This window comes from Hymenobacter swuensis DY53 (genome assembly GCF_000576555.1).
GTDB lineage: Bacteria > Bacteroidota > Bacteroidia > Cytophagales > Hymenobacteraceae > Hymenobacter > Hymenobacter swuensis.
The window spans coordinates 3,306,177-3,327,710 of sequence record NZ_CP007145.1 but is presented as its reverse complement, the minus strand read 5'-3'; the positions used below and the strand labels follow the sequence as shown (position 1 = coordinate 3,327,710).

The window sequence follows — 21,534 nt, the reverse complement described above, 5'->3', positions numbered from 1 at the left end:
AACGGTTTTTGGTGAACGAAGGATAAGTCAACCGCTCAACCATACGCGAAATGGCACTTCGCACTACTGTAAAATAGCCCCGATGGTGCGCAGCTTCAGTTCTGTCTCCTGCCACTCGCGGGCGGGGTCGGAGTCGATGGTGAGGCCGGTGCCGGCGTAGAGGATGGCTTCCCGGGGGCGGAGCTGCAGGCAGCGCAGGTTTACGTAGAGGCGGGCTACGCCGGTTTCGGGCAGGTTTACGGGCCCCAGGAAACCGGCGTAGTAGGCTCGGTCGTAACCTTCGTGGTGGCGCAGAAACTCCAGGGCCGGTTGCTTGGGCACGCCGCCCACGGCGGGCGTGGGGTGCAGCAGCCGCAGCATATCGGTGCCGAGAGTGGGGAAAGGCACTTCCCGCAGGTGCACGGCAAAATCGGTGCGCAGGTGCAGCAGCTGGCCCGCTACCACGGTGCGCGGCCCCTGCTCATCGTACTCCCGCAGCCGCAGCTGCTTAAAGCAGCTCACAATGTAGCGGGCCACCATGGCGTGTTCCTCCAGATCCTTGCCGGCCCACTTCGCGGTAGCCGGCTTCATGCCGGGCAGTAGCGGCTGTGTGCCGGCCAGCGCCATCGTCCGGAAAATCTGCTGCTCGTCGATTTCCGCCAGTACTTCCGGCGTAGCCCCCAGCCAGGTACCCACACCCGGCGCACTCACCAACGAGACAAACGCATTGGGGTAGCGGGCCTGCAAATCCTCAAATGCCGCCAGCGCATCAAACCCGGCCGGCAGCGACTGCCGTACCGCCCGGCTCGATACCACCTTGCGCACCGTTTCAGTCTCAATAGCCGCTACGCCGGCGGCTACCAGCGCCTCGTACTCGGCGCGGGAGGCGGTGGCGGGCTCGGGCTGCCGACTTACGTGCCAAGGCAGCTCCACCGACTCGGGCAGCGCCGCGAAATGCTGGCGCAGCTCCGGCAACCGGGCCGCTGCCGCCGCGCTGACGTGGATTTCCTCCGGCTGGGCCAGGTCGAAAAACAAGTCGGCCGGCAGGAACAGGGGCGGATTATGGTCAGAGTCGCGGAACGGGAAAAACGCAAACCCGGCCGGGGCGGTAGGCTCTAGGGCTGGTGGTAGTCCTGCGTAGGCCGAGTCGGTGCGCAGGCACAGGCACAGCCGGGCATGCTGGGTGTTCGGGAGTCGCCATAAAGCCACTGGACGGCCGCTGGTGAGAGCCAGGGCCACCAGGCGGCGCAGCCGGGCGGCCACCGGCAGTTCCGGCTTCCAGGAAATACGCTGCAACATGGGAAAGAAGCTGGGGGAAGCGAGGAATTAGAAGCAGGAAAAAATGCGGGGAGGCGTCAGGAATCGGGGTAGGGGAGGCAACAACAGAAAGGCAAAAATCAAAGAAGACGGCCCATCACAATGTTTTCAGCTACTAGACTTCTGACGTCTATTCCTTACTTCTTATTTCAGGTCGATAACGGCCATGGTAATGCGGCTGATGCACACCAGCACGCCCGTTTCCTCGTGGGTAATCCGGATTTCCCATACCTGCGTGCTACGGCCCACATGCAAAGGGGTGGCCCGCCCGATAACGTGGCCGTCGCGCACGCCTTTCAGGTGGTTGGCGTTGATTTCGAGGCCTACGCAGGCTTGCTTGGTGGGGTCGATTTTAGTGGCCGCGCCCACGCTGCCCAGGGTTTCGGCCAAGGCTACCGAGGCTCCGCCGTGCAGCAGGCCCATGGGCTGGTGCGTGCGCCCGTCCACGGGCATGCGGCCTTCCAGATACTCTTCAGTGAGGGCGGTCAGTTCGATGCCGAGGGCGTCGGCGAGAGTGGGGCGGGTACCTACCCAGTGGTTAAGCTGCTCCAGCGTCATTAGCGGGCGAAAAAGAGAGAGAATACCGGCGGTACGAGAGAGTCGGAAGCCGGATGAATTTTTACTGGCGGTAGCGGTAGACAACCATTTCGGGGCGAAAAGGTACGGGGTGTTGCGCAGCTTGCCGGCTCTAGGCGCGACAAAGCCAGCATCCGTGTGCGCGAAAAGGCCGTACTTTAACGACGTAACCAGCAAAAACAGCGGGAAATGGGCGTCAAAAAAATCTACCTCATTCGCCACGGGCAAACGGATTTCAACGTGCGCGGCATTGTGCAGGGCAGCGGCGTCGATTCCTCGCTCAACGAGGCCGGCCACCGGCAGGCAGCCCGCTTTTTCGCGGCCTACCGCCATGTCGCCTTCGATAGGGTGTACACTTCCGTGCTGCAGCGCACCCACCAGTCGGTACGCGGGTTTCTGGAACTGGGCCTGCCGCATGAGCAGCACGCGGGCCTCAACGAAATCAGCTGGGGTACCCGTGAAGGCACGCGCATCACGCCCGAGGAGGACGAGGAGTACTTCAGCGTGTTGCAGCAGTGGCGCGCCGGCCAGACGCACCTGAGCCTACAGGGCGGCGAAAGCCCCGACCAGGTGGCCGCCCGCCAGCGCCCGGTCATCGACCTGATAACCAGTCGGTCCCACGAAAAAACTGTGCTGGTGTGCATGCACGGCCGGGCCATGCGGGTGCTGCTGTGCCAGCTGCTGGGTTATCCGCTCAGCCAGATGGACAGCTTCGAGCACCACAACCTCTGCCTCTACCAGCTCGATTACACCGGCTCGATGTTCACCGTACGCAACTTTTTGGATGTGCGACACCTGCAGGAAACGGTATGAAGCAGGCCCCAGGCCGTAACCGACACATCGATATGGTAACGGCCGGGCCCCGGAATCTTGCGTAAAGAGCCGGATCAGCCGCCGCTGATAAAACTCCTGACCAGTGGGGACTTACTCAGGCGAAAATTCGCTGTTTTAACGGTCGTTTGAGAAGAACGGCTTTCGTTTGCAGCCCCGGATTTTCGGGCTAATTTTGGCCCCACTCAACCCAACGACGACGACGCAGATGGCCGAACTCATAAAAATGCCCAAGATGAGCGACACGATGACCGATGGGGTCATTGCTTCGTGGCTCAAAAAAGTAGGCGACAAAGTAAAATCCGGGGACATTCTGGCCGAGGTAGAAACCGACAAGGCCACCATGGAACTCGAAAACTACGAGGACGGCACCCTGCTCCACATCGGTCCGAAAGAAGGCGAATCGGTACCCGTTGACGGTTTGCTGGCCATTGTAGGCAAGGAAGGCGAAGATATTTCGGCCCTGCTCAGCGGAGGCGGTGCCGCCGCGCCGGCTCCGGCCGTAGCGGAAGCTCCCAAAGCCGAGGCGGCTCCGACTCCCGCGCCCGCCCCGGAAGCTCCCAAAGCGGAAGCTGCTCCGGCTCCCGCCGCCCCGGCTGCTGCCCCGGCTGGCAATGGCAAGAAAGCTACCGTCATCCGGATGCCCAAAATGAGCGACACGATGACGGAGGGCACCATTGCCGCCTGGCTCAAAAAAGTAGGCGACAAAGTGAAATCCGGCGACATTTTGGCGGAAGTGGAAACCGACAAGGCCACCATGGAGCTGGATAACTACGAAGACGGCACCCTGCTCTACATCGGCCCCAAAGAAGGAGAAGCTGTAGCGGTTGACGGTGTCCTGGCTATCATCGGCGAAGAAGGAGCCGACGTGCAGGCCCTGCTGGGCGGCCAGAGCGGCGGCAGCGCGGCTCCGGTAGCCGCCGAAGCTGCTCCGGCCGCTGCTACTACCTCAGCCCCGGCGCCGGCAGCAGAAGCTGCTCCGGCCCCCGCCGAAGCTCCGGCCCAGAATGGTGGCCGCATTTTCGCCTCGCCGCTGGCCAAGAGCATTGCCAAAGACAAAGGTATCGACCTGAACACCATCAAAGGCTCAGGTGAAAACGGCCGCATCGTGTCCCGCGACTTGGAAGCTGCTCCGGCCGCAGCCGCAGCCGCCCCGGCCTCAGCTGCCCAGCCCGCTGCCGCCCCGGCTCCGCAAGCTATTACGGCTGCTCCCGCTCCGGCCCCTGCGGCTGCTCCGGCTACTCCTGCTGCCCAGCCTGCCGATGGCACCTACACCGACACGCCCGTGTCGCAGATGCGCAAGGTTATTGCCCGCCGCCTCTCCGAAAGCCTGTTCACCGCCCCGCATTTCTATCTGACGATGGAAATCCTGATGGACCGGGCTATGGAGGTGCGGACGCAGCTCAATACCCTGTCGCCGGTGAAGCTCAGCTTCAACGATTTGGTTATTAAGGCCGCCGCCGTGGCGCTAAAGCAGCATCCGGCCGTTAATTCCTCCTGGCTCGGCGACAAAATTCGTCAGAACAAGGTGGTGAACATCGGAGTAGCCGTGGCCGTGGATGAAGGCCTGCTGGTGCCGGTGGTGCGCAACGCCGACGGCAAAGGCCTCTCCGCCATTGCTACGGAAGTGAAAGAGCTGGCCGGCAAAGCCAAGAGCAAGAAGCTCCAGCCCGCCGAGTGGGAAGGCAGCACCTTCACCATCTCCAACCTGGGCATGTTCGGCATCGAGGAGTTTACTGCCATCATCAACCCGCCGGATGCCTGCATCCTGGCCGTGGGTGGCATCAAGCAGACGGCCGTGGTAAAAGACGGCCAACTGGCCATCGGCAATGTGATGAAGGTAACCCTGAGCTGTGACCACCGCGTGGTGGACGGCGCTACCGGCGCGGCCTTCCTCCAGACGGTGAAATCCCTGCTGGAAGATCCTATGCGTATGCTCATCTGAGTTGCTTAACCCGCAAAGTAAAAAAGCCAGTCCCTCGCCGGGACTGGCTTTTTTGTTGGCAGTATCGTCGTGGCAAGTGACAAATCATTCCAAATCCTCTATACTTACCGGCAGCGGAGGTTGCGCCGGCGGACTTCGTGAGTAGGATCTATTCACCAATCAGCAGACTATATGAAGCAGCCTCTATTGGCTCTGACGCTATGCGTCGCAAGTGCTACTACTGTCTTCGGGCAGGGCCAGACCCTTTCCGGACAGGTGCTGGATAGCGCCGGCAAACCCGTCATCGGGGCCACGGTAGTGGAGAAAGGCACCAACAACGGCACCGCCACCGACAACGCGGGCCGCTTTACCCTGAAAACCCGTACGGCCAGCCCCCGCCTGCAAATCAGCTCCATCGGCTACGGCTCGCAGGAAGTAGCTGCTACCGGCGGCGAAGTGAGCGTGCGTTTGTCGGATTCCTCCACCAGCCTCGGCGACGTGCAGGTAGTGGGCTCGCGCAGCCAGAACCGCTCCGTTACCGATTCGCCCTCGCCGGTGGACATTATCGACCTGCGGGAGGTGACCACCAAGACCGGCCAGCTCGACGTGAACCAGCTGCTGCAATTCGTGGCCCCTTCGTTTAACTCCAACCGCCAGACCGGTTCCGACGGGGCTGACCACGTGGACCCGGCCTCCTTGCGCGGCCTCGGGCCCGACCAGACCCTGGTGCTGGTGAACGGCAAGCGTCAGCACCAGTCGGCCCTAGTGAACCTGTTTGGCTCCCGCGGGCGCGGCAACACCGGCACCGACCTGAACGTGATTCCCGCCGCCAGCATCGAGCGGATTGAGATTCTGCGCGATGGCGCGGCCGCCCAGTACGGTTCCGACGCCATTGCCGGCGTGATTAACATCGTGCTGAAAAGCTCGGTGAACGAGCTGACCGCCAGTGCCAACTACGGCGCCTACGACGCCAAGTACCGCCGCGACGACCAGAAATTTGACGGGGGCAACCTCAACGCCAACGTGAATTACGGCCTAGGCCTGGGCGAGCGGGGCAGCTTCGTGAATGCCACCCTCGACTTCAACCAGCGCCAGCACACCCAGCGCGCCAACGTGCCCGCCCCCGACGGCTTGGCCCGCCGCGAGTACGGCGACCCCAAGGTGCAGAACCTGTCGGCCTACCTCAATTCCAAGTTTGCCCTTTCGGAACGCAGCCACATTTACGTGTTTGGCGGGGCCAACAAGCGCACCGGCGACGCCTATGCCTGGACGCGCTTCGCCGACGACGACCGGAACGTACCCGCCATCTACCCCAACGGCTTCGACCCCATCATCACCAGCGACATCTGGGACGCTTCGGCGGTGGTGGGCCTGCGCACCAAGCTGGGCGAGTGGGACCTGGACCTGAGCAACAACTTCGGCTCCAACCGCTTCGAGTACGGGGTGGAGAACTCGCTAAATGCCTCGTTGGGGGCGGCCTCGCCTACGTCGTTTAACGCCGGGGGCTTCCAGTTGCAGCAGGATGTGGTGAGCCTGGGCCTCACGCGCAACTACAAAACCGTGCTCAACGGCCTGAACGTGGCTGCCGGGGCCGAGTTTCGGCGGGAGTGGTACTCGCTGTTTGCTGGCGAGGAAGCCTCTTACCGCAACTACGACCCCAACCTGTCGGGTGGGTCGCAGGGTTTCCCGGGCTACCAGCCGAGTGACGCCATCAAGGCCGACCGGGACAACGTGGGGGCGTACGTGGATGCCGAGCTGAGCGTGACGCCGCAGTGGCTGCTGGCCGCCGCGCTGCGCTACGAGCACTATACCGACTTCGGCAGTACGCTCAACTACAAGGCCTCCACCCGCTACAACCTCACCGAGTTCCTCACGCTGCGCGGCACCTACAGCACTGGCTTCCGGGCACCCTCGCTGGCCCAGATTAACTTCAACTCCACCTTCACCAACTTCATCGGCGGCGACCCAGTGGAGGTGCTGCTGGCCCGCAACAACAGCGCCGTAACCCAGAAGCTGGGCGTGCCGGCCCTCAAGCAGGAAACCTCCAACAGCGCCAACCTGGGCCTCACCAGCCGCATCGGCTCCTCGCTGAGTTTGACGGTGGATGGCTACTACATCAAGGTAAAGGACCGGGTGGTACTCACCAGCCAGTTCTCGGCCGATGACCCGGTTATCGGCCCCGATCTGACGGCGCTGAACGTGGACCAGGCCCAGTTTTTTGCCAACGCCGTGGATACTCGGTCCTTAGGTCTGGATGTGGTGCTGAACCACACGGCCAAGCTGGGGGAGGGGCGGCTGAACTCGTCGGTGGCGGCCAACATCAACCAACTCAAAATCGACCGGGTGCAGACGTCCGGGCGGCTGGCGGGACGGGAGGATGACTTCTTCGGCCCCCGGGAACAGGCCTTCGTGAAAGCCTCGGCCCCGCCGTCCAAAATCAACCTCACCTTCGACTATCAGCTGGGTCGCTTCAGCACGCTGCTGCGGTTTGTGCGCTTCGATAAGGTGCGGCTGGTGGATTTCGACGGCAACGACATGAACTACGAGGCCCGCGTCACCACTGACCTTACCCTGAGCTACGCCCTGACGGACCACCTGCAATTCTCGGTGGGTAGTACCAACTTGTTCAACCGCTACCCCACGTTCTTCAACCCCAACAACACCGAAACTGGTGGCGCCTGGGACCCGGTACAGATGGGCTCGAACGGTCGGTTTTACTTTGCTAAATTGCAGGCCCGATTCTAGAATCAGTTGCCGGTTGCCGGTGACAAGTTGCCGGAACAATAGGATAGGGAGTCAGTTAGCGGGGCCTTGGGCGCTGCAGACTGGCTCTCTTTCCATTCAGGCAACTCACAACCGGCAACTGATAAACCGCAACCGGCAACTGATAACGGGTAACCCGCAACCCGCAACTGATATGAAAATTCGCTCTACTACCGTGCTGGGCGTGCGCCACAACGGTCAGATTGCCCTCGGGGCCGACGGCCAGGCCACCATGGACAAGCACGTAGCCAAAAGCAACGTGCGCAAAGTGCGTAAGCTTCAGGATGGCAAAGTGGTAACCGGCTTTGCCGGCTCCACTGCCGATGCCTTTATGCTGCTCGATAAGTTTGAGGAGAAGCTGGGCGGCTATGGCGGACAGCTGCGTCGGGCTGCCATCGAGCTGGCCAAGGAATGGCGCAAAGACCAGTACCTGCGCAAGCTGGAAGCCATGATGGTGGTGGCCGATAAAGACGAGTTGCTCATCATTGCCGGCACCGGCGACGTGCTGGAGCCCGACTCCGATGTAGCCGCCATCGGCTCGGGCGCCATGTACGCCCAGGCCGCCGCCCTGGCCCTGAAAAAGCACGCGCCCCACCTCACGGCCCGCCAAATGGTGGAAGAAGCCCTGCATATTGCCGCCGACATCTGCATCTATACCAACCACAACCTCATGATTGAGGAGCCGGTATAGGCTGGTAGAAAGTAAGAAAAGAACGTCATGCTGAGCTTGCCGAAGTATCTCGGGTGCTGAAACAAGAATAGTAATCCAGCATCAGCACCTGAGATGCTTCGACAGGCTCAGCATGACCCGAAGAACAACATAAACCACCCAACCCATGCAAATCACCAACTTCCTCAAGCACCACTACCGCCACTTCAACGCTGCTGCCCTTATTGATGCCGCTGAAGGCTACAATAAGCACCTGGCCGATGGTGGCAAGATGATGATTACCCTGGCCGGGGCTATGAGCACCGCCGAAATGGGCATCCAGCTGGCCGAGCTGATCCGCCAGGATAAGGTGCAGATCATCAGCTGCACGGGTGCCAACCTGGAGGAGGACATTTTCAACCTGGTGGCCCACGACTTCTACGAGCGGGTGCCCAACTACCGCGACCTGACGCCCGCCGACGAGCAGGCCCTGCTGGAGCGCCACATGAACCGTGTAACCGACACCTGCATCCCCGAGGAAGAAGCCATGCGCCGCCTGGAGCACTCGGTACTGAAGTTCTGGGAAAAGGCCGATAAGGCCGGCGAGCAGTACTTCCCCCACGAGTTCTTCTACCAGATCCTGAAGTCGGGCGAGCTGGAGCAATACTACCAGATTGACCCCAAGGACAGCTGGATGCTGGCCGCCGCCGAGAAAAACCTGCCCATCATCTGCCCCGGTTGGGAAGACAGCACGCTGGGTAACATCTTCGCCGGCCACGTCATCAGCGGCGACATCAAGAACGTGCACACCGTGCGCACCGGCATTGAGTACATGATTTACCTGGCCGGCTGGTACACTGAGCAGGCCACCGAAGCCAGCCCTGTGGGCTTTTTCCAGATTGGCGGCGGCATTGCCGGCGACTTCCCCATCTGCGTGGTGCCCATGCTGCACCAGGACCTAGGCCGCACCTCGGTGCCGCTGTGGGGCTATTTCTGCCAGATTTCGGACTCGACGACTTCGTATGGTTCGTACTCCGGTGCCGTGCCCAATGAGAAAATCACCTGGGGCAAGCTGGGCCAGGACACGCCCAAGTTCATCATCGAGTCGGATGCTACCATCGTAGCCCCGCTGGTATTTGCCATGGTACTGGGGCAGTAATTGCCGCTTAGCAACGCATATAAAAAGCCCGCCGCTGACGTCAGCGGCGGGCTTTTTGTGTTTCGGGAGAGAATATTAATCCTGCCAGGGCCAGTGCCAACGGAATAGCCGGGGCTTTGCCCGGTCGCGTTTGGTTGGGGTTCGGCCTTGTACCTGCACGTCCCATACCAAGCCAAGGGCTCGTAGTATGGCGACCAGGTACCAGCCCATATCCAGTTCGTACCATGTTGAGCTCATTTTGGCGGAGCTAGGATGAGCATGGTGGTTGTTATGAAATCCTTCCCCAAAGGAAAGCGCCCCCAATACCCAGTTGTTGTAGCCGTGCTCGGTAGCATCGTCAATATCATAACGAGCATAGCCGTATTTGTGCGAGATGAAGCCGACAAGCCAATGTCCCAGGATAGTGATACTGATGCGCAGCGGTACGCACACAATCATGGCTTCAAAACCGAATACTGCCCAGATGAGGCCAGCCGCCGCCAGCACATGTAGGTACCAGGTTTTTTCCAGAAACGCCAACCAAGGATCGTGCAGATCCTCCGCTGGAATTTCATACTGTCCAATATCCGCCGGCTGCAGGGAAAAGTGCAGGTTCCAGTAATAATCCCGCCCAATAGAGTGGTCGTAGCGGAAGAATGCGGGGCAATCGAGGCGGTTTTGCCAATAATCCCGAAAGTAGTGCACCCGGATCCAGGAAAGCGGACCGCCCAGGCCGCTGTGCACAAACAGGTAGGCCAGCGTCCCGCGGACTACCCGGCTGCATCGGTACGACCGGTGAATGATGCCCCGGTGCAGCCCGATAGAGTGACCCAACCCAACCGTTACCACCGTAAGCACCACCGACGCCGCGCTCCGCGGCCCCGATAAACTCGACCACCCCCAAATCAGGGCCGAGGTTAGCATGAAGTATAGCCAGAAGGTTTTCAGCCAGCCCGGTACAATTTGGTCGCCGGGCGCTACCAGGTTAGTAGAATTTTGCATAGAAATAGCGTGATACATAAGGCTGTTACAACCAATATCACAAGATAAGCACCAAGCCGGTTCTTGCAATGTTACGCTAACCGAGTATAGTTGGTAAACTGGATTTTCCAACTCTGGAATACGGTGGGGTACCCACAAGAAAGCCCGCCGCTGAGTGTCAGCGGCGGGCTTTCTTGTGGGTGCTGCGCAAGCGGTGGCGCTTACTGCTACCGAGCAGCGGGTGGGGTGGCGGCGGCGTTGCGCTGCTGCTCCTGTTTGGCCTGCGCCTGCTGCTGCACCGAATGCTTGATGCTGGACCAGTTCAGGGCAAACACTACCACGACACCCACCAGGCTGAGCATAAGGTAGCCCAGCATGAACGTCAGGAAGCCGCGCCAGAGGCGGCTCAGCCAGCCCAGGGCCGTGTGGTTCAGCAGGCTGCCGTAGGCCCACGAGGCGTACCCAATCACCAGCAGCAGCGCGTAGAAGGTGAACGTCTGAATTTGGGGTGTGCCGCTGTAGACGTACGTGACAGGCAGCAGCAGCAGGGTGAGGAAGTTGTTGATGGCCGTGATGAAGGCGGCAATGATGAGGCACTCGGCGTAGTTGTAACCGCCGCGCCGCAGAAATAAGCGGGCCGTCAGGGCCCAGGCCGGCACCGTTGCCACGTAAAACCAGCTCAGGTATTTCATGAAGAACGTGTTAAACGACGTCTGCATCTGATACACGGCCTCGGGCATGGCTGGGTCGCGGGGCGGCATCATGTTGATGTGCAGCGCCGAAAACAGCAGCGCGTAGAGGCCGGTGATGAAAAACAGCAGCGCCAGAGGCCGGAAGTGGTCGACGCGCTTGCCGGCCAGATACTCCCGGATGGTAGCGCCGGGCCGCCGGATCATGGTACGCAGCGTGTACAGAATGCCCTTATCAATGTGCCAGATGCTGTGCAGCACGTCGTGGGGCATGTCGGCCATCGTGAAGCGGTGGGTGTGGTGCGCATCCTGCCCACACTGCCCGCAGAACCGGTCGGGTACGGGGTGGCCGCAGTTCAGGCACGTATGCGCGGCGGTATGCGCAGCCTCTGGAGGAAGGGAATGATGCGCGGCAACAGGTGCGGAAGGAAAGGAAACGGAGGACATACTGCGGAGAGTCGAAAAAGAAAGATTGAAGGATTAATAATACTGTATATTATACAAAAAGCCCGCCGCTGAACGTCAGTGACAGGCTTTTTTGCGTTAAGATACGGTCCCTATTGGCTTAAGGATAAGTTCGCATCGAACCCTAAATCACTCGTAATTCAGTTTCTGACATCGTCTTTATATTGCTTGATAAAAGCCGTAAGCGCCTCGCGGGTGACAAACCTTTGCGGTATCTGTACGCCACGCAGAGAAGAGAAGAATAGAAAGCCTGTTTCGGGGTGTTTGAAAGTGAACAAGTCTTGCTCATCGGCATTCATGCACTCATAATGGAAGTTGCCCAGCAGCCCTGCGTGAAACCATTGCGCTAACTGCGCCGCTGACGCCCCAATATTTCAGTGAGATATTTGAAGTACTGGCTCGGCATTGATCCAAGCGTGCGGGTGCTGTTTTGCGTGTCTAGAACGCCTACCTTCGCGCTGTTCCACCCTCCGCCCGCCGTTATGTCCCTCGACCTTGCCAGCTTCCTGCACCACACGCCCGAGAACGAGAAGACCACCGTGTTTATTCACGTCGATGAGGACGAAATAGCCTCTTATGATGCCCTGCTGGTGGCCCAAACGCGGTTCCGCAAGCTCTTCATCACCCTGGAGCCAAAACGCCGCTACCTCACCCATACCCACCAACCCGACGAGGAAGAGCCCGAGATTGACTTTCTCACTGACTACGAAGAAGTAGAAGCCCTGCTGGAGGACGCCGGCCTCGATGGCATCCATGACGGCGAGCAGGGCATTCTCTACCACAATCTGCTTTTCCTGCTGATGAACCCATAGAAATCAGTATATGTGATATTTATAATTTTTGTAAAAATATTTATATTTATTTAAATATATTGGGGGAGAAAGTGCGTTTGCAAGGCCACTTCTCTGTACTTTTTTACCCCACCGCATTATGAAGTCGAACCTATTCTTTGTTGCCGCGCTGTTAGTGAGCGGCTCTGCTTTCGCGCAGAACAATTCCCAAACCTCTACCAGCTACGGAAACCGCAACCGGGTAACGGTAACGCAAAACGGGCGCGACAACACCGCCGTAGCCCGCCAGAACGATGCCGCCGCCAACGGCGGCGGCAGCAGCGGCAACAATAATCAAGTCAGCCAGACTCAGACCGGAAGCCAGCACACGGCCCGGACCGACCAGGCCGGCAACGCCCAGCGGGCCGTGCAAACCCAGGAGTCGGACGTTTCGCGGGGCGGCAATAATGCAACCATTCGGCAAGGCTTAGGAGGCGTAGGCAGCACGGGTAACTATGCCAGTCAGAGCCAGGGTGGGTTCAGCCTGAACGCATCCATCGAGCAGCGCAGCAGCTACAACACCGCCACGCAAACGCAAGGTGGCCGCAACTCCTCCGCCAGCATCGTGCAGAGCGGCGGTAACGACAACCTAGCTACCCAACAGCAGTCTTCGTACAGCTTGGCTGTTGCCACGCAACAAGGAGCCCGCAACAAGTCGTTGCAACAGCAGTCAGGTGAGTTAGGCAAACAAGCCATGGCCACCGTCCGGCAGGTAGGCAACAGCAACGAGGCTACCCAGCTGCAACAGGTTACCATTGACCGTACTACGGCCACCATCACGCAGCAGGGCGACTTCAACGGGGCCCGCCAGACGCAGTTGGGCGCGGCCGAAGCCACCGCCACGCAAACCGGTAACTACAACACGGCCACCCAGCAGCAAAGCACGGTGTATGGCAGCGCGACGGCCACGCTCACGCAAACCGGCAGCCGCAACACCGCAACCCAAACCCAGGACCAGTTGTATTACAGCGGTACGGCTACGGCTACGCAAACCGGCAATAACAACACTGCCACCCAGACCCAGACCCGAACGGCCTTCGTCAGTGCCTCCATCACCCAGCAGGGCAACCGCAACACGGCAACCCAAACCCAGGAATCCGGTTTCAGCCAGGCCATCATCGAGCAGAAGGGCAACCGCAACGTGGCCGTGCAGGAGCAGCGCCTGGGCAGCAGCAACTACGGCTACATCAGCCAGGACTCGGAGAGCGGGGGCAACTATGCCCGGCAGCGCCAGCTGGGCGGCGGCAACGATGCCCGCACGTACCAGACCACCGGCGACAACCGCAGTGACATTCTGCAGCGCGGCAACGACAACCAAGCTACCGTTCGGCAAGACTGACCGTAAAGGGCTCCGGAGGCACCCGAGCCGCCGCCTGGTCCTAAAACGCAGACTATTTTTTTACCCGTTTTTTTCAGGTCTTGCAAACCACTCAGGCGCCTGTTCCGGCCACGGAGCAGGCGCTTTCATGAAGCGGGTTGCTTCGTGTTACCGACCTGTGTAATCAGCCAGTAGGCCTTCGTAAATCCAGTTGGCGAGGGCCTGGCGGTTGTCGGGCACCACGAAGCGGCGCTGGTCCTTGGCGTTACGGATGTTGCCCAGCTCCATAAACACGGCCGGGGCGTGGCTGGTGCGCACCTCATACAGGCTGCCACGCTCCGACACGTTGCCGGAGTAGGGCCGGTTGGGCTGGGCGCGCTTGTAACGGTTGGTGAACACCTTATGAATGTTCTTGGCCAGGCGCAGGCCTGAGGTGCTGTTGGCGTGGTGATAGAAGAACACGTCGATGTTCTGACCCGCGCTGCGGCTGTCTACATGCAGGCTCAACAGGCGCTGGTAGGCCCCTTTGTGGTGGGCATAGAGTTTGTTGACCTGCGCAATGCGCTGACGCAGGCGGCCCAGTTGGCTCAGCGGAATCACTTGGCGCGGGTAGGTTACCTCATCGTAGTCAATGGGCAGCACGTTCTGGTCGCGGATGCCGTCGTTGGGGTCCTGCACCATCACGTACACCGTGGCCCCGTGCTCCAGCAGCACCCGGGCCAGGCGCACGGTCACGTCGTAGGCGTACTCATCCTCGGCCAGTTTATAGGTGCCGTACTGGCCGATGGCGCCGGGGTCGGGGCCGCCGTGGCCGGGCGAGAGGTAGTACACTGCCCCACGCAAAGCCCGGTCGCGCACCGGCACCGGGCTGTACGCCGCCCCGAACAGGTTGGCCGTGAGCAGCGGCTGGGTACTTTTACCGTGTGAAGTAGGGTTAGTAGCCTGTAAACGCCTAGCATTGGCCTTCGACCGGGTAGCCGTGGCCCGGGTGGTAGCCGCTGGCAGCATGTAGGTGCGGCCAGTTACCAGGCCGCCTGCTTTCGTAAGCCGGCCCTGGTTCAGCCGCCGGAACTGCTGCTGTTGCTGGCGGGTGTTCAGGCCGTAGCGCTGAAGCAATATCTGCACGCCGTCGCCGCGCCGCGCTATGGCTTTACGGGGTTTGCTTTGGCCGAAAGCAGCCCCGGTAAGCAGACAAAGCAGGAACGCGAAAAGAGCAGCAGTACGCAAAAGGAAGGGGGTAAAAGAGTGCGCAGAACCATCTCAGCTGACTTCTCAGTCGAAAATTTCAAACCGGGACAGGTGCTCACTCAACGAGTATCAGAGTACAAAAAAGGCAGTAAATCTTCAGATTACGAACTGGAAAGGTCCGCAGCCATGCCGTGGGCCTTTCCGCCATGCTGAAAAAACGATGTTGCTGCAGTATACAAGTGAATGCTGATTGCTGATAACGGGGCTTTATGGCCTTGAGACGAGCCTGAATCTTTACTACTCACGTAGTCTAGGCGGCCGGAGCATTGTCCAACGACTGCCACAGGTACTTGCTAGCCAAGGTGCGGTAGGGTCGCCAGGGTTCGGCCAACTCGGTCATGCGGCGCAGTAGGGCGCGGCCTGTTTCCTCCAAGCCGTAGTGGCGGCGCATGGCGTTTTGAATGCCTAGGTCACCTTCGGGGAATACGTCGGGCTGGTCGAGAGCAAACATCTGCAGCATCTGAGCTGTCCAGCGACCCACGCCTTTTATCTGGGTGAGATGTTGGGTAAACTCATCATCGGAGAGCTGGCTGAGGTGTGCGTGGTCGAGCTGGTCGCGCTGGGCAAAATCAGCAATGGCGCGCAGATAGCCGGCTTTTTGGCGCGAAATGCCAGCCGTGCGCAGGTCTTCATCGGTGAGCAGGAGCAGGGCTGCCGGCTCGGGGTAACCATCGGGGGCAAACAGGGCCTGCACCTTGCGCCAAATGGCCGCTGCCGCCTTCGTGGAAATCTGCTGGCTGACAATGGCCCGCAACAGCGCCAAGTACAGATCCTCGTGCGCAGCAGGCGGAATGGCGCGGCCTTGCGCAATCAGGCGGCCCAGCACGGGGTCAGCCTGGGTAAGGTGGCGCAGGGCGGCTGCGTTGAGCAATTCGGGAGTAGCAGACATACAGAAGGGGCGTAGTGTTACACCAGGGCAATATCGAGGCGGGAAGTAGGAACGGGAAATTCGGCCAGCAGCTCGCCGGTAGAGGCTAGGCGTACGCCCGTGAGGTACTGGCCCAGATACGCGCCGGTATCCAGATACAAGGTGTCGGAGGCGGCATCAAACACAGTTTCGCCGGCTGGCGTGGGCGTATGCCCCACAACCTGCCGGCGCCCAATGTTGCGCAACGGCCCGCGCCGCCACAGCACACCCTGCGGGTTTTCCAGATCGAGGGGTTCCTGGGTATCGGCGAAGCCGGCGTGGCTGATGAGAACGTGGCTGTTTTCCCACAGCAATGGCCGCCGCGCACTCCAGGCCAAGTGTTCCCGCAACATTTCCCGGCGGCCCTGGTACTGCTGCACCGTGGCCCGCCCGCCCCACTCCAGCCACGGCGGATTAGGGCCGGCAGGGCCGAAGTGTTTCTGCATTTCGTACTCATGGTTACCCAGCAGAAACACTGCTCTGCCCGGGTGCGCCGCTTCCAGTTCTCGGGCCAGTTGCACGCACTCCGGCCCGAAACGCCCCCGATCTACCAAGTCGCCGGTTTGCACCAGGAGTTCTTCCGCCGGCTTCCAGTGCGTGAGTAGCTCCCGAAGCGTGTGGTAGCAGCCGTGTACATCGCCAACAATAAACAAATTCATGGGTGGGAGGGGATAAAAAAGGCAGGAGCAATGGCGGCCTATACGAAAATATCCGCCCGGCCGACCCAGAAGCCCACGCCAAAAGTGCCGACGAGGAACTTCCGGACCGGAACAGGTGGGTGCTAGAGAGCAGTCAGCACGGTTTCCAGACGGTCTAGCATGGCATCGTCCACATCTAGGTGCGTCACGAAGCGGATCATCTGGGGGCCGAAAGAAGAGGCTTTGATGCCATGCTGCTCCAAATAAGCCAGGAAATCGTCGGCGGGCGTAGTGTCGCGGAGACGGAAGATAACCAGGTTGGTTTCCACAGGAAGCACTTCGGCCACGTAGGGCCGGGCGGCCAATGTAGCCCCCAACTGGCGGGCGCGGCGGTGGTCGTCGGCCAGGCGCTCCACGTTGTGGTGCAGGGCGTAGAGGCCGGCGGCGGCTAGGTAACCAGCCTGCCGCATGCCCCCTCCCATTACCTTGCGAATACGTTTTGTCTTCTGCACGAAGGCCTTGCTACCCAGCAAAACAGATCCTACCGGCGCGCCCAGCCCTTTGCTCAGGCACACCGAAATTGTGTCAAACAGGCGGCCGTACTCGCGGGCATCCTGGCCGGTAGCCACCAGTGCATTGAAGATGCGGGCCCCATCGAGGTGCAACGGAATGCGGTGGCGCTGGGCTACTTCGGCAATAGCGGCAACTTCGGGCAGCTCGTAGCAACTGCCGCCGCCCCGGTTGTGCGTATTTTCGAGAGAAATAAGGCTGGTGGTAGGATAGTGTACGTTCTGAGGCCGGATGGCAGTCTCCACCTGCGCGGCCGTGAGGCGTCCCCGGTTGCCAGGCAGCAGCGCCACGGAGGCTCCCGAGTGAAACGCAATGCCGCCTACTTCCCACAAATAAATATGTGAAGTCTGCTCACAAATTACCTCACTCAGCGGCTCGGTGTGAGCCTTGATGGCAATCTGGTTGGTCATGGTGCCGCTGGGGCAGAACAGGCCCGCTTCCAGCCCGAACCGGTCGGCGGTTTCCTGTTCCAGGGCCGCTACAGTCGGGTCTTCCTCGTATACATCGTCGCCCACGCGGGCCTGAAACATGGCCTCCAGCATGGCCGGCGTAGGGCGCGTTACGGTGTCGGAGCGTAGGTCAATCAGCGAATTGGTCATAAGGTTGGCAAGGGAAAAGCGGGAAAGGTTTCCCGGTGTCAAATTTAGTCGTTACTTTTGCCCCTCGTTTACAGAAAGACTTTAACCGACCCGGAAAAATGAGCATTACCCGTCTGAAGCGGAAGCACCGCAAGAACATTGCCCGCGCTAACAACAAGCAGCGCATCATTAAGCAACTGCTCCTCACCCCCGTTCTGAAGAACGTGGACCTCGAAGAGCTCAAGTCGCGCTTCACCAAAAGCGAAGCCAAAACCGAAGCTGCTGCCTAAGCGCGTTTCCCGCTGACTTGCCCGTCCCGGAGTCGGTGGGTTGTAAGTCAGAACTTCAAAAAGAGCCTTTCCGCCCCCGGAAAGGCTCTTTTTTTGTATCGGTCAGCCTGTCATTGCTTCGTCTTTCATCTTGGCAATGACACCTCACTCACTTCGGCCCCAGCTCTACGACTTGCAGGTTTTGCACCCGGCCGTCGGCTACGTCGAAGCGGAGCAGGGTGCGCACTTTATGGAAACCCTGGCGGCCGGCAGCCCCAGGGTTAAGGTGCAGCAGACCCAAGCGCGGGTCGGGCATGACCTTGAGAATGTGCGAGTGGCCGCTGATGAACAGGCCCGGCCGCTGCTCCTGCACCAAGGCCCGGCCGGCGGGGCTGTAATGGCCCGGGTAGCCACCAATGTGCGTGATGAGCACCTGCAGCCCTTCCAGCTCAAACGCCTGCACCAGCGGCTGGGTCTGGCGTATGTCGCGGCCGTCGATGTTGCCGTACACGCCGCGTAGCGGGGCCAGGGCTTCCAACTCTTCTACTACGGCCGCCGTGCCAAAGTCGCCGGCGTGCCAGATTTCGTCGCAGCCCTGCAGGTGATGGACAATTCGTTCGTCGAGGTAGCTGTGGGTGTCGGAGAGCAGGCCGATTCTTTTCATAAGGCGAAAGTAGGAGCAGAGAAGCAATGATGAGTGATGAATTAGGCATGGCCGCCCGCTCATAGGGGTCGTGTATACTTCATCATTCAGAATTCATCACTCATCATTCCTTGCAGGCCGGCAACTGAACCGGCTACAACCCGTATCTTGCCCGGCCCCCGGGCTTTCGTTTCCGGGGAAATATGCTGTGTTTTGCAGCAACCCGCCCGAATCACCTTTTTGCTCCCCCAGATTACCCCGCGATGAACGTTTTCATCAACGATATTCCGCTGATTATCAAAAAAAACAGCGAGAAAGTGTACAAGCACAAGTACGACCTGATTCTGAATCCGGAGGATGAATTCATCTCCAAGGATTTAATCGGGGACGTGCTGGTGCGTGATGTGACCGACGTGTTTGTAGACCGGCTGTTGCGACTGATGGAGGTGAAAAAGCTCAAGAAGCTAAAATCTCTGACGCTGCTGGCGCGCAAGAAAAAACGGCTCATTCTGCACCTGAAAGACCAGTTCCGGATTGTGAAAGCAGCCGGGGGACTGGTGGTAAAGGACGGGCAGGTGCTGATGATCTTCCGGCTGGGTAAATGGGACCTGCCGAAGGGCAAGCTCAAAAAAGAGGAAGATCCGGCCCTGGGTGCGTTGCGAGAAGTGGAGGAGGAGTGCAACATCAAGATTGAGTTGGGCGAAGATTTGCCCAGCACTTGGCACTCCTACGCCTACAACGGCAACAAAATCCTGAAAAAAACGAACTGGTACATTATGCGCTGCCTTGATGACACGCTGATGAAGCCCCAGGCCGAAGAATACATTGAGGAAGTCCGCTGGATGTCGCCGCAGGAGGCGCTGAAGGTGCTTGATGAGTCATACGCCAGCATTGCGCTGGTCGTGCGGCATTACCTGAGCGAAGTGGCCGGCCAAGCCCCAGCCAGTCAGGAGTCTGCCAACTAAATCCGTTACACGTTTTCAGCCCCAGTTCTATGCGCCTGTTCCACTACCTACCTGTTGTGTTGTTGCTGTCGGGCGTTGCTGCCTGCAGCGGGTCGCAGTCAGTTTCTGAGTCCAGCAACCCGGCTACGGGTAGTGCCGAAGCTTCCCGCACGGCTGCCGTAGATGTCCCGAGTCTGGTCGGCCGCAACATTGATCAGGTGCGCCGCTCCCTGGGGACGCCCCGCGAAACTAAGGACCAGAAAATTGGGTTGGAGCCTACTGCCGACCAGATGAAGGCCACCAAAGGTGAGGACTGGATCAATACCTTTGAACGCAACGGCACGACCGTAGTGGCTACTTTCAACGCCCGAACCCGCAAGGTGCGCGACTTGGTGGTGGTAGGCTCGGACGAGGATGAACTGTTGCGCAACGGCAACCTCAGCCTCACGGCTCCTGGCTACATGGTTCTGCCCGTAGCTAACCCACAGAATAACCGGGAAATTGTGGGTATGCGCGTAGTATCCCGGAAGTAAAGGGTACTTAAACGGCAGTCTGCCACCTTAATCAAGCAGCCTCCTGTCGTGTAGGTACGGCAGGGGGCTGTTTACATATACGGGTGTGAAAAGGCGTTATTCTTGAGGAGCCGGCGCGGGAAGGGCAAACGGTACGAAATCGTCCACATTGCCGCCGAAGCGGTGTATTTCGCGGATGATGGTGCTGCTGATGGCCGCCAGAGCCGGGGAAGTAATCAGGAACACAGTTTCCAGCTCCGGATTGACGTGGCGGTTGGCCTGGGCAATAGTGTTTTCGTACTCAAAATCGGTGGTGTTGCGCAGGCCGCGCAATAGGAATTTCGCGCCAATTTCGTGGGCAAAATCAGCCGTGAGGCCTTTGTACGTCTGCACCGAAACCTTGGGCTCATCCTGAAAAACCTGTTCAATCATGCCGGCCATCTGCTCTACGGGCAAGTACCGCTGCTTGCTGCTGTTGTTGCCAATGGCAATAATCACCTTGTCAAAAAGCGCAGTGCCCCGCCGAACCACATCAAGGTGGCCGTTGGTGAAAGGGTCGAAGGAGCCAGGAAACAGAGCAATGCGCATGGGTGAAGTGGTAGATAAGTGAACTGGTAAACGGGCGAATTGGTGGGTAGTCTACTGGTATGTTGAAGACAGGTTGAACAGATGTACTAACAATTCCGCCCGTTTACCCATCCAATGCTACTCACATAGGTGTAGGGCGTACAGCTCGAAATAGCGGTACTCAAACAGGTCGTTGAGGCGGTAGCTGTAGCTGAGGTCGAAGGGGCGGTTGCCGAAGCGCAGGTTGCGGATGTATTTGCGCAGAATGGTAAACAGCTCCGAGTCGTGCATCAGGTCGCCCCATACCATCACCATATCCTGGTCGGGGTTGAGCTGGAGTTCCTGCATTACCAGGATGGTGTAGTAAATCAGGTCCTCGGGCGTGCTGAAAGGAAACACGTTGCAGAATTCCGGCTGCTTGCCGTTCATGGCCAGCAGGGTTACTTCCTGTTGCCCGATACTCAGGTAAATACGCCGGGGGCTGCCCTGCTCGCTCTGATGGGCTACTCCTTGCAGTAGGGCACTGGTCTGGTGTACCAGGCGGCCCGCCGGGTAGGCGTTACGAAACCAACTGCTCAGACTGGTATCAACGGCAAACAGGCTGGTGATATCGAGGCCAGGGTGGGTGTAGTGATGCACCGATTCGCGCTGCGGATCGAGGGCGTGGTGCAGCTTCAGGCAAGCGGCTTCGTCGCCGGCCCGGAACAGGGGCGCGGGCAGCAGTGTGAAGGCCCGGTTCTGCACAGCCAGCCGCACCCGGTTCCAGCCGGCGCGGCCCAGCAGGTCGTGGTCGGTGGTCAGGGCTATGATTTGCTGGGCCACGGATACTCCGGCTTCAGGGGCCGTGTACTCATCTAGCGCCACGAATTTATTGCGCCGCACATCGGCCACCCCTAGGCGCAGACCGGCCGGACCAGCCGTGAGGTACAGGTTGTAGGCCGCCAAGTTGTCCAAGTCCAGTGTTTCGTCGCGCAGGCGGTGCAGAGCCGCCGGGGGCATGGTGACAGTGACAGTGGACATAGGCAGAAATAAAAAGCAGGGGCAGAAATCAGGAGATGCCCGCCAAAGGTACACTGACGGCGGACAACCATAAAACCGGACTGCTCCAGGAGGCTATTAGCAAACAGAACAGTAGGGCCACACGCCGGAGCCAGATGTGCCGGAAGGTAATCTTCTTCCGGTGCTGCCCGTATGAAGG

Annotated in this window: 21 protein-coding genes; 10 read left to right on the top strand and 11 right to left on the bottom strand. The window is 59.7% G+C overall.

Annotation, left to right across the window (positions count from 1 at the left end):
* Positions 1–63: 63 nt before the first annotated feature.
* The gene (locus tag HSW_RS15510; RefSeq protein WP_044002660.1) at positions 64–1,278 is read right to left on the bottom strand and encodes a chorismate-binding protein; all 1,215 of its coding nucleotides are present in this window, start codon (positions 1,276–1,278) and stop codon (positions 64–66) included.
* Positions 1,279–1,440: 162 nt separating this feature from the next.
* A complete protein-coding gene (locus HSW_RS15505) occupies positions 1,441–1,854 on the bottom strand; it encodes a hotdog fold thioesterase (protein ID WP_044002659.1) in 414 nt (137 codons plus the stop codon).
* A gap of 207 nt (positions 1,855–2,061) precedes the next feature.
* Here HSW_RS15505 and HSW_RS15500 point away from each other — a divergent pair, with 207 nt between their 5' ends.
* The 5 genes from HSW_RS15500 to HSW_RS15480 all read left to right on the top strand — a co-directional run bounded on the left by HSW_RS15500 (position 2,062) and on the right by HSW_RS15480 (position 9,198).
* Entirely contained in the window at positions 2,062–2,685 is a 624-nt protein-coding gene (locus HSW_RS15500) for a histidine phosphatase family protein (protein WP_044002658.1), read from the top strand.
* A 226-nt stretch (positions 2,686–2,911) separates the two neighbouring features.
* Positions 2,912–4,648 (top strand): pyruvate dehydrogenase complex dihydrolipoamide acetyltransferase, encoded by a 1,737-nt coding sequence (locus HSW_RS15495; protein ID WP_044002657.1) that lies wholly within the window; start codon positions 2,912–2,914, stop codon positions 4,646–4,648.
* A 171-nt stretch (positions 4,649–4,819) separates the two neighbouring features.
* A complete protein-coding gene (locus HSW_RS15490; protein WP_044002656.1) occupies positions 4,820–7,372 on the top strand; it encodes a TonB-dependent receptor in 2,553 nt (850 codons plus the stop codon).
* 172 nt (positions 7,373–7,544) lie between these two features.
* Complete coding sequence (gene hslV / locus HSW_RS15485; protein WP_044002655.1) at positions 7,545–8,081, top strand: ATP-dependent protease subunit HslV; 537 nt, start codon at positions 7,545–7,547, stop codon at positions 8,079–8,081.
* Positions 8,082–8,226: 145 nt separating this feature from the next.
* The gene (locus HSW_RS15480; protein ID WP_044002654.1) at positions 8,227–9,198 is read left to right on the top strand and encodes a deoxyhypusine synthase family protein; all 972 of its coding nucleotides are present in this window, start codon (positions 8,227–8,229) and stop codon (positions 9,196–9,198) included.
* A 75-nt stretch (positions 9,199–9,273) separates the two neighbouring features.
* Here the strand turns inward: HSW_RS15480 and HSW_RS15475 are convergent, their stop codons facing one another.
* Both HSW_RS15475 and HSW_RS22975 read right to left on the bottom strand, forming a co-directional pair.
* On the bottom strand, positions 9,274–10,179 hold the full coding sequence (locus HSW_RS15475; protein WP_052346508.1) for a fatty acid desaturase: 906 nt from the start codon (positions 10,177–10,179) through the stop codon (positions 9,274–9,276).
* A 206-nt stretch (positions 10,180–10,385) separates the two neighbouring features.
* Positions 10,386–11,294, bottom strand: coding sequence for a DUF3667 domain-containing protein (locus HSW_RS22975; RefSeq protein ID WP_081768438.1), 909 nt, complete (start codon positions 11,292–11,294; stop codon positions 10,386–10,388).
* A gap of 500 nt (positions 11,295–11,794) precedes the next feature.
* Between HSW_RS22975 and HSW_RS15465 the strand changes: the two genes are divergently transcribed.
* Both HSW_RS15465 and HSW_RS15460 read left to right on the top strand, forming a co-directional pair.
* A complete protein-coding gene (locus HSW_RS15465; RefSeq protein WP_155833002.1) occupies positions 11,795–12,124 on the top strand; it encodes a hypothetical protein in 330 nt (109 codons plus the stop codon).
* A gap of 118 nt (positions 12,125–12,242) precedes the next feature.
* Positions 12,243–13,481, top strand: a complete 1,239-nt coding sequence (locus tag HSW_RS15460; protein WP_044002652.1) for a hypothetical protein — start codon at positions 12,243–12,245, stop codon at positions 13,479–13,481.
* 147 nt (positions 13,482–13,628) lie between these two features.
* On the opposite strand, the gene HSW_RS15455 is transcribed toward HSW_RS15460, so the two are convergent.
* The 4 genes from HSW_RS15455 to HSW_RS15440 form a co-directional block, all read right to left on the bottom strand.
* Entirely contained in the window at positions 13,629–14,687 is a 1,059-nt protein-coding gene (locus HSW_RS15455) for an N-acetylmuramoyl-L-alanine amidase family protein (RefSeq protein WP_052346506.1), read from the bottom strand.
* 271 nt (positions 14,688–14,958) lie between these two features.
* The gene (locus HSW_RS15450) at positions 14,959–15,597 is read right to left on the bottom strand and encodes a DNA-3-methyladenine glycosylase family protein (RefSeq protein WP_044002651.1); all 639 of its coding nucleotides are present in this window, start codon (positions 15,595–15,597) and stop codon (positions 14,959–14,961) included.
* Positions 15,598–15,614: 17 nt separating this feature from the next.
* Positions 15,615–16,274: a metallophosphoesterase gene (locus HSW_RS15445; RefSeq protein WP_044002650.1), complete on the bottom strand. Its 660-nt coding sequence runs from the start codon at positions 16,272–16,274 to the stop codon at positions 15,615–15,617.
* A gap of 122 nt (positions 16,275–16,396) precedes the next feature.
* Entirely contained in the window at positions 16,397–17,422 is a 1,026-nt protein-coding gene (locus HSW_RS15440; RefSeq protein ID WP_044002649.1) for a threonine aldolase family protein, read from the bottom strand.
* A gap of 98 nt (positions 17,423–17,520) precedes the next feature.
* On the opposite strand from HSW_RS15440, the gene HSW_RS24580 reads away from it, so the two are divergent.
* Positions 17,521–17,691, top strand: coding sequence for a hypothetical protein (locus HSW_RS24580; RefSeq protein WP_170170283.1), 171 nt, complete (start codon positions 17,521–17,523; stop codon positions 17,689–17,691).
* A gap of 148 nt (positions 17,692–17,839) precedes the next feature.
* On the opposite strand, the gene HSW_RS15435 is transcribed toward HSW_RS24580, so the two are convergent.
* Entirely contained in the window at positions 17,840–18,334 is a 495-nt protein-coding gene (locus tag HSW_RS15435) for a metallophosphoesterase family protein (RefSeq protein WP_044002648.1), read from the bottom strand.
* A 242-nt stretch (positions 18,335–18,576) separates the two neighbouring features.
* Between HSW_RS15435 and HSW_RS15430 the strand changes: the two genes are divergently transcribed.
* Positions 18,577–19,278 (top strand): NUDIX hydrolase, encoded by a 702-nt coding sequence (locus HSW_RS15430; protein ID WP_044002647.1) that lies wholly within the window; start codon positions 18,577–18,579, stop codon positions 19,276–19,278.
* A 29-nt stretch (positions 19,279–19,307) separates the two neighbouring features.
* Positions 19,308–19,790, top strand: coding sequence for a hypothetical protein (locus HSW_RS15425; protein ID WP_044002646.1), 483 nt, complete (start codon positions 19,308–19,310; stop codon positions 19,788–19,790).
* Positions 19,791–19,886: 96 nt separating this feature from the next.
* On the opposite strand, the gene coaD is transcribed toward HSW_RS15425, so the two are convergent.
* Complete coding sequence (coaD, locus tag HSW_RS15420) at positions 19,887–20,357, bottom strand: pantetheine-phosphate adenylyltransferase (RefSeq protein ID WP_044002645.1); 471 nt, start codon at positions 20,355–20,357, stop codon at positions 19,887–19,889.
* Positions 20,358–20,474: 117 nt separating this feature from the next.
* Positions 20,475–21,356 (bottom strand): DUF3822 family protein, encoded by an 882-nt coding sequence (locus HSW_RS15415; RefSeq protein WP_081768437.1) that lies wholly within the window; start codon positions 21,354–21,356, stop codon positions 20,475–20,477.
* Positions 21,357–21,534 lie beyond the last annotated feature (178 nt).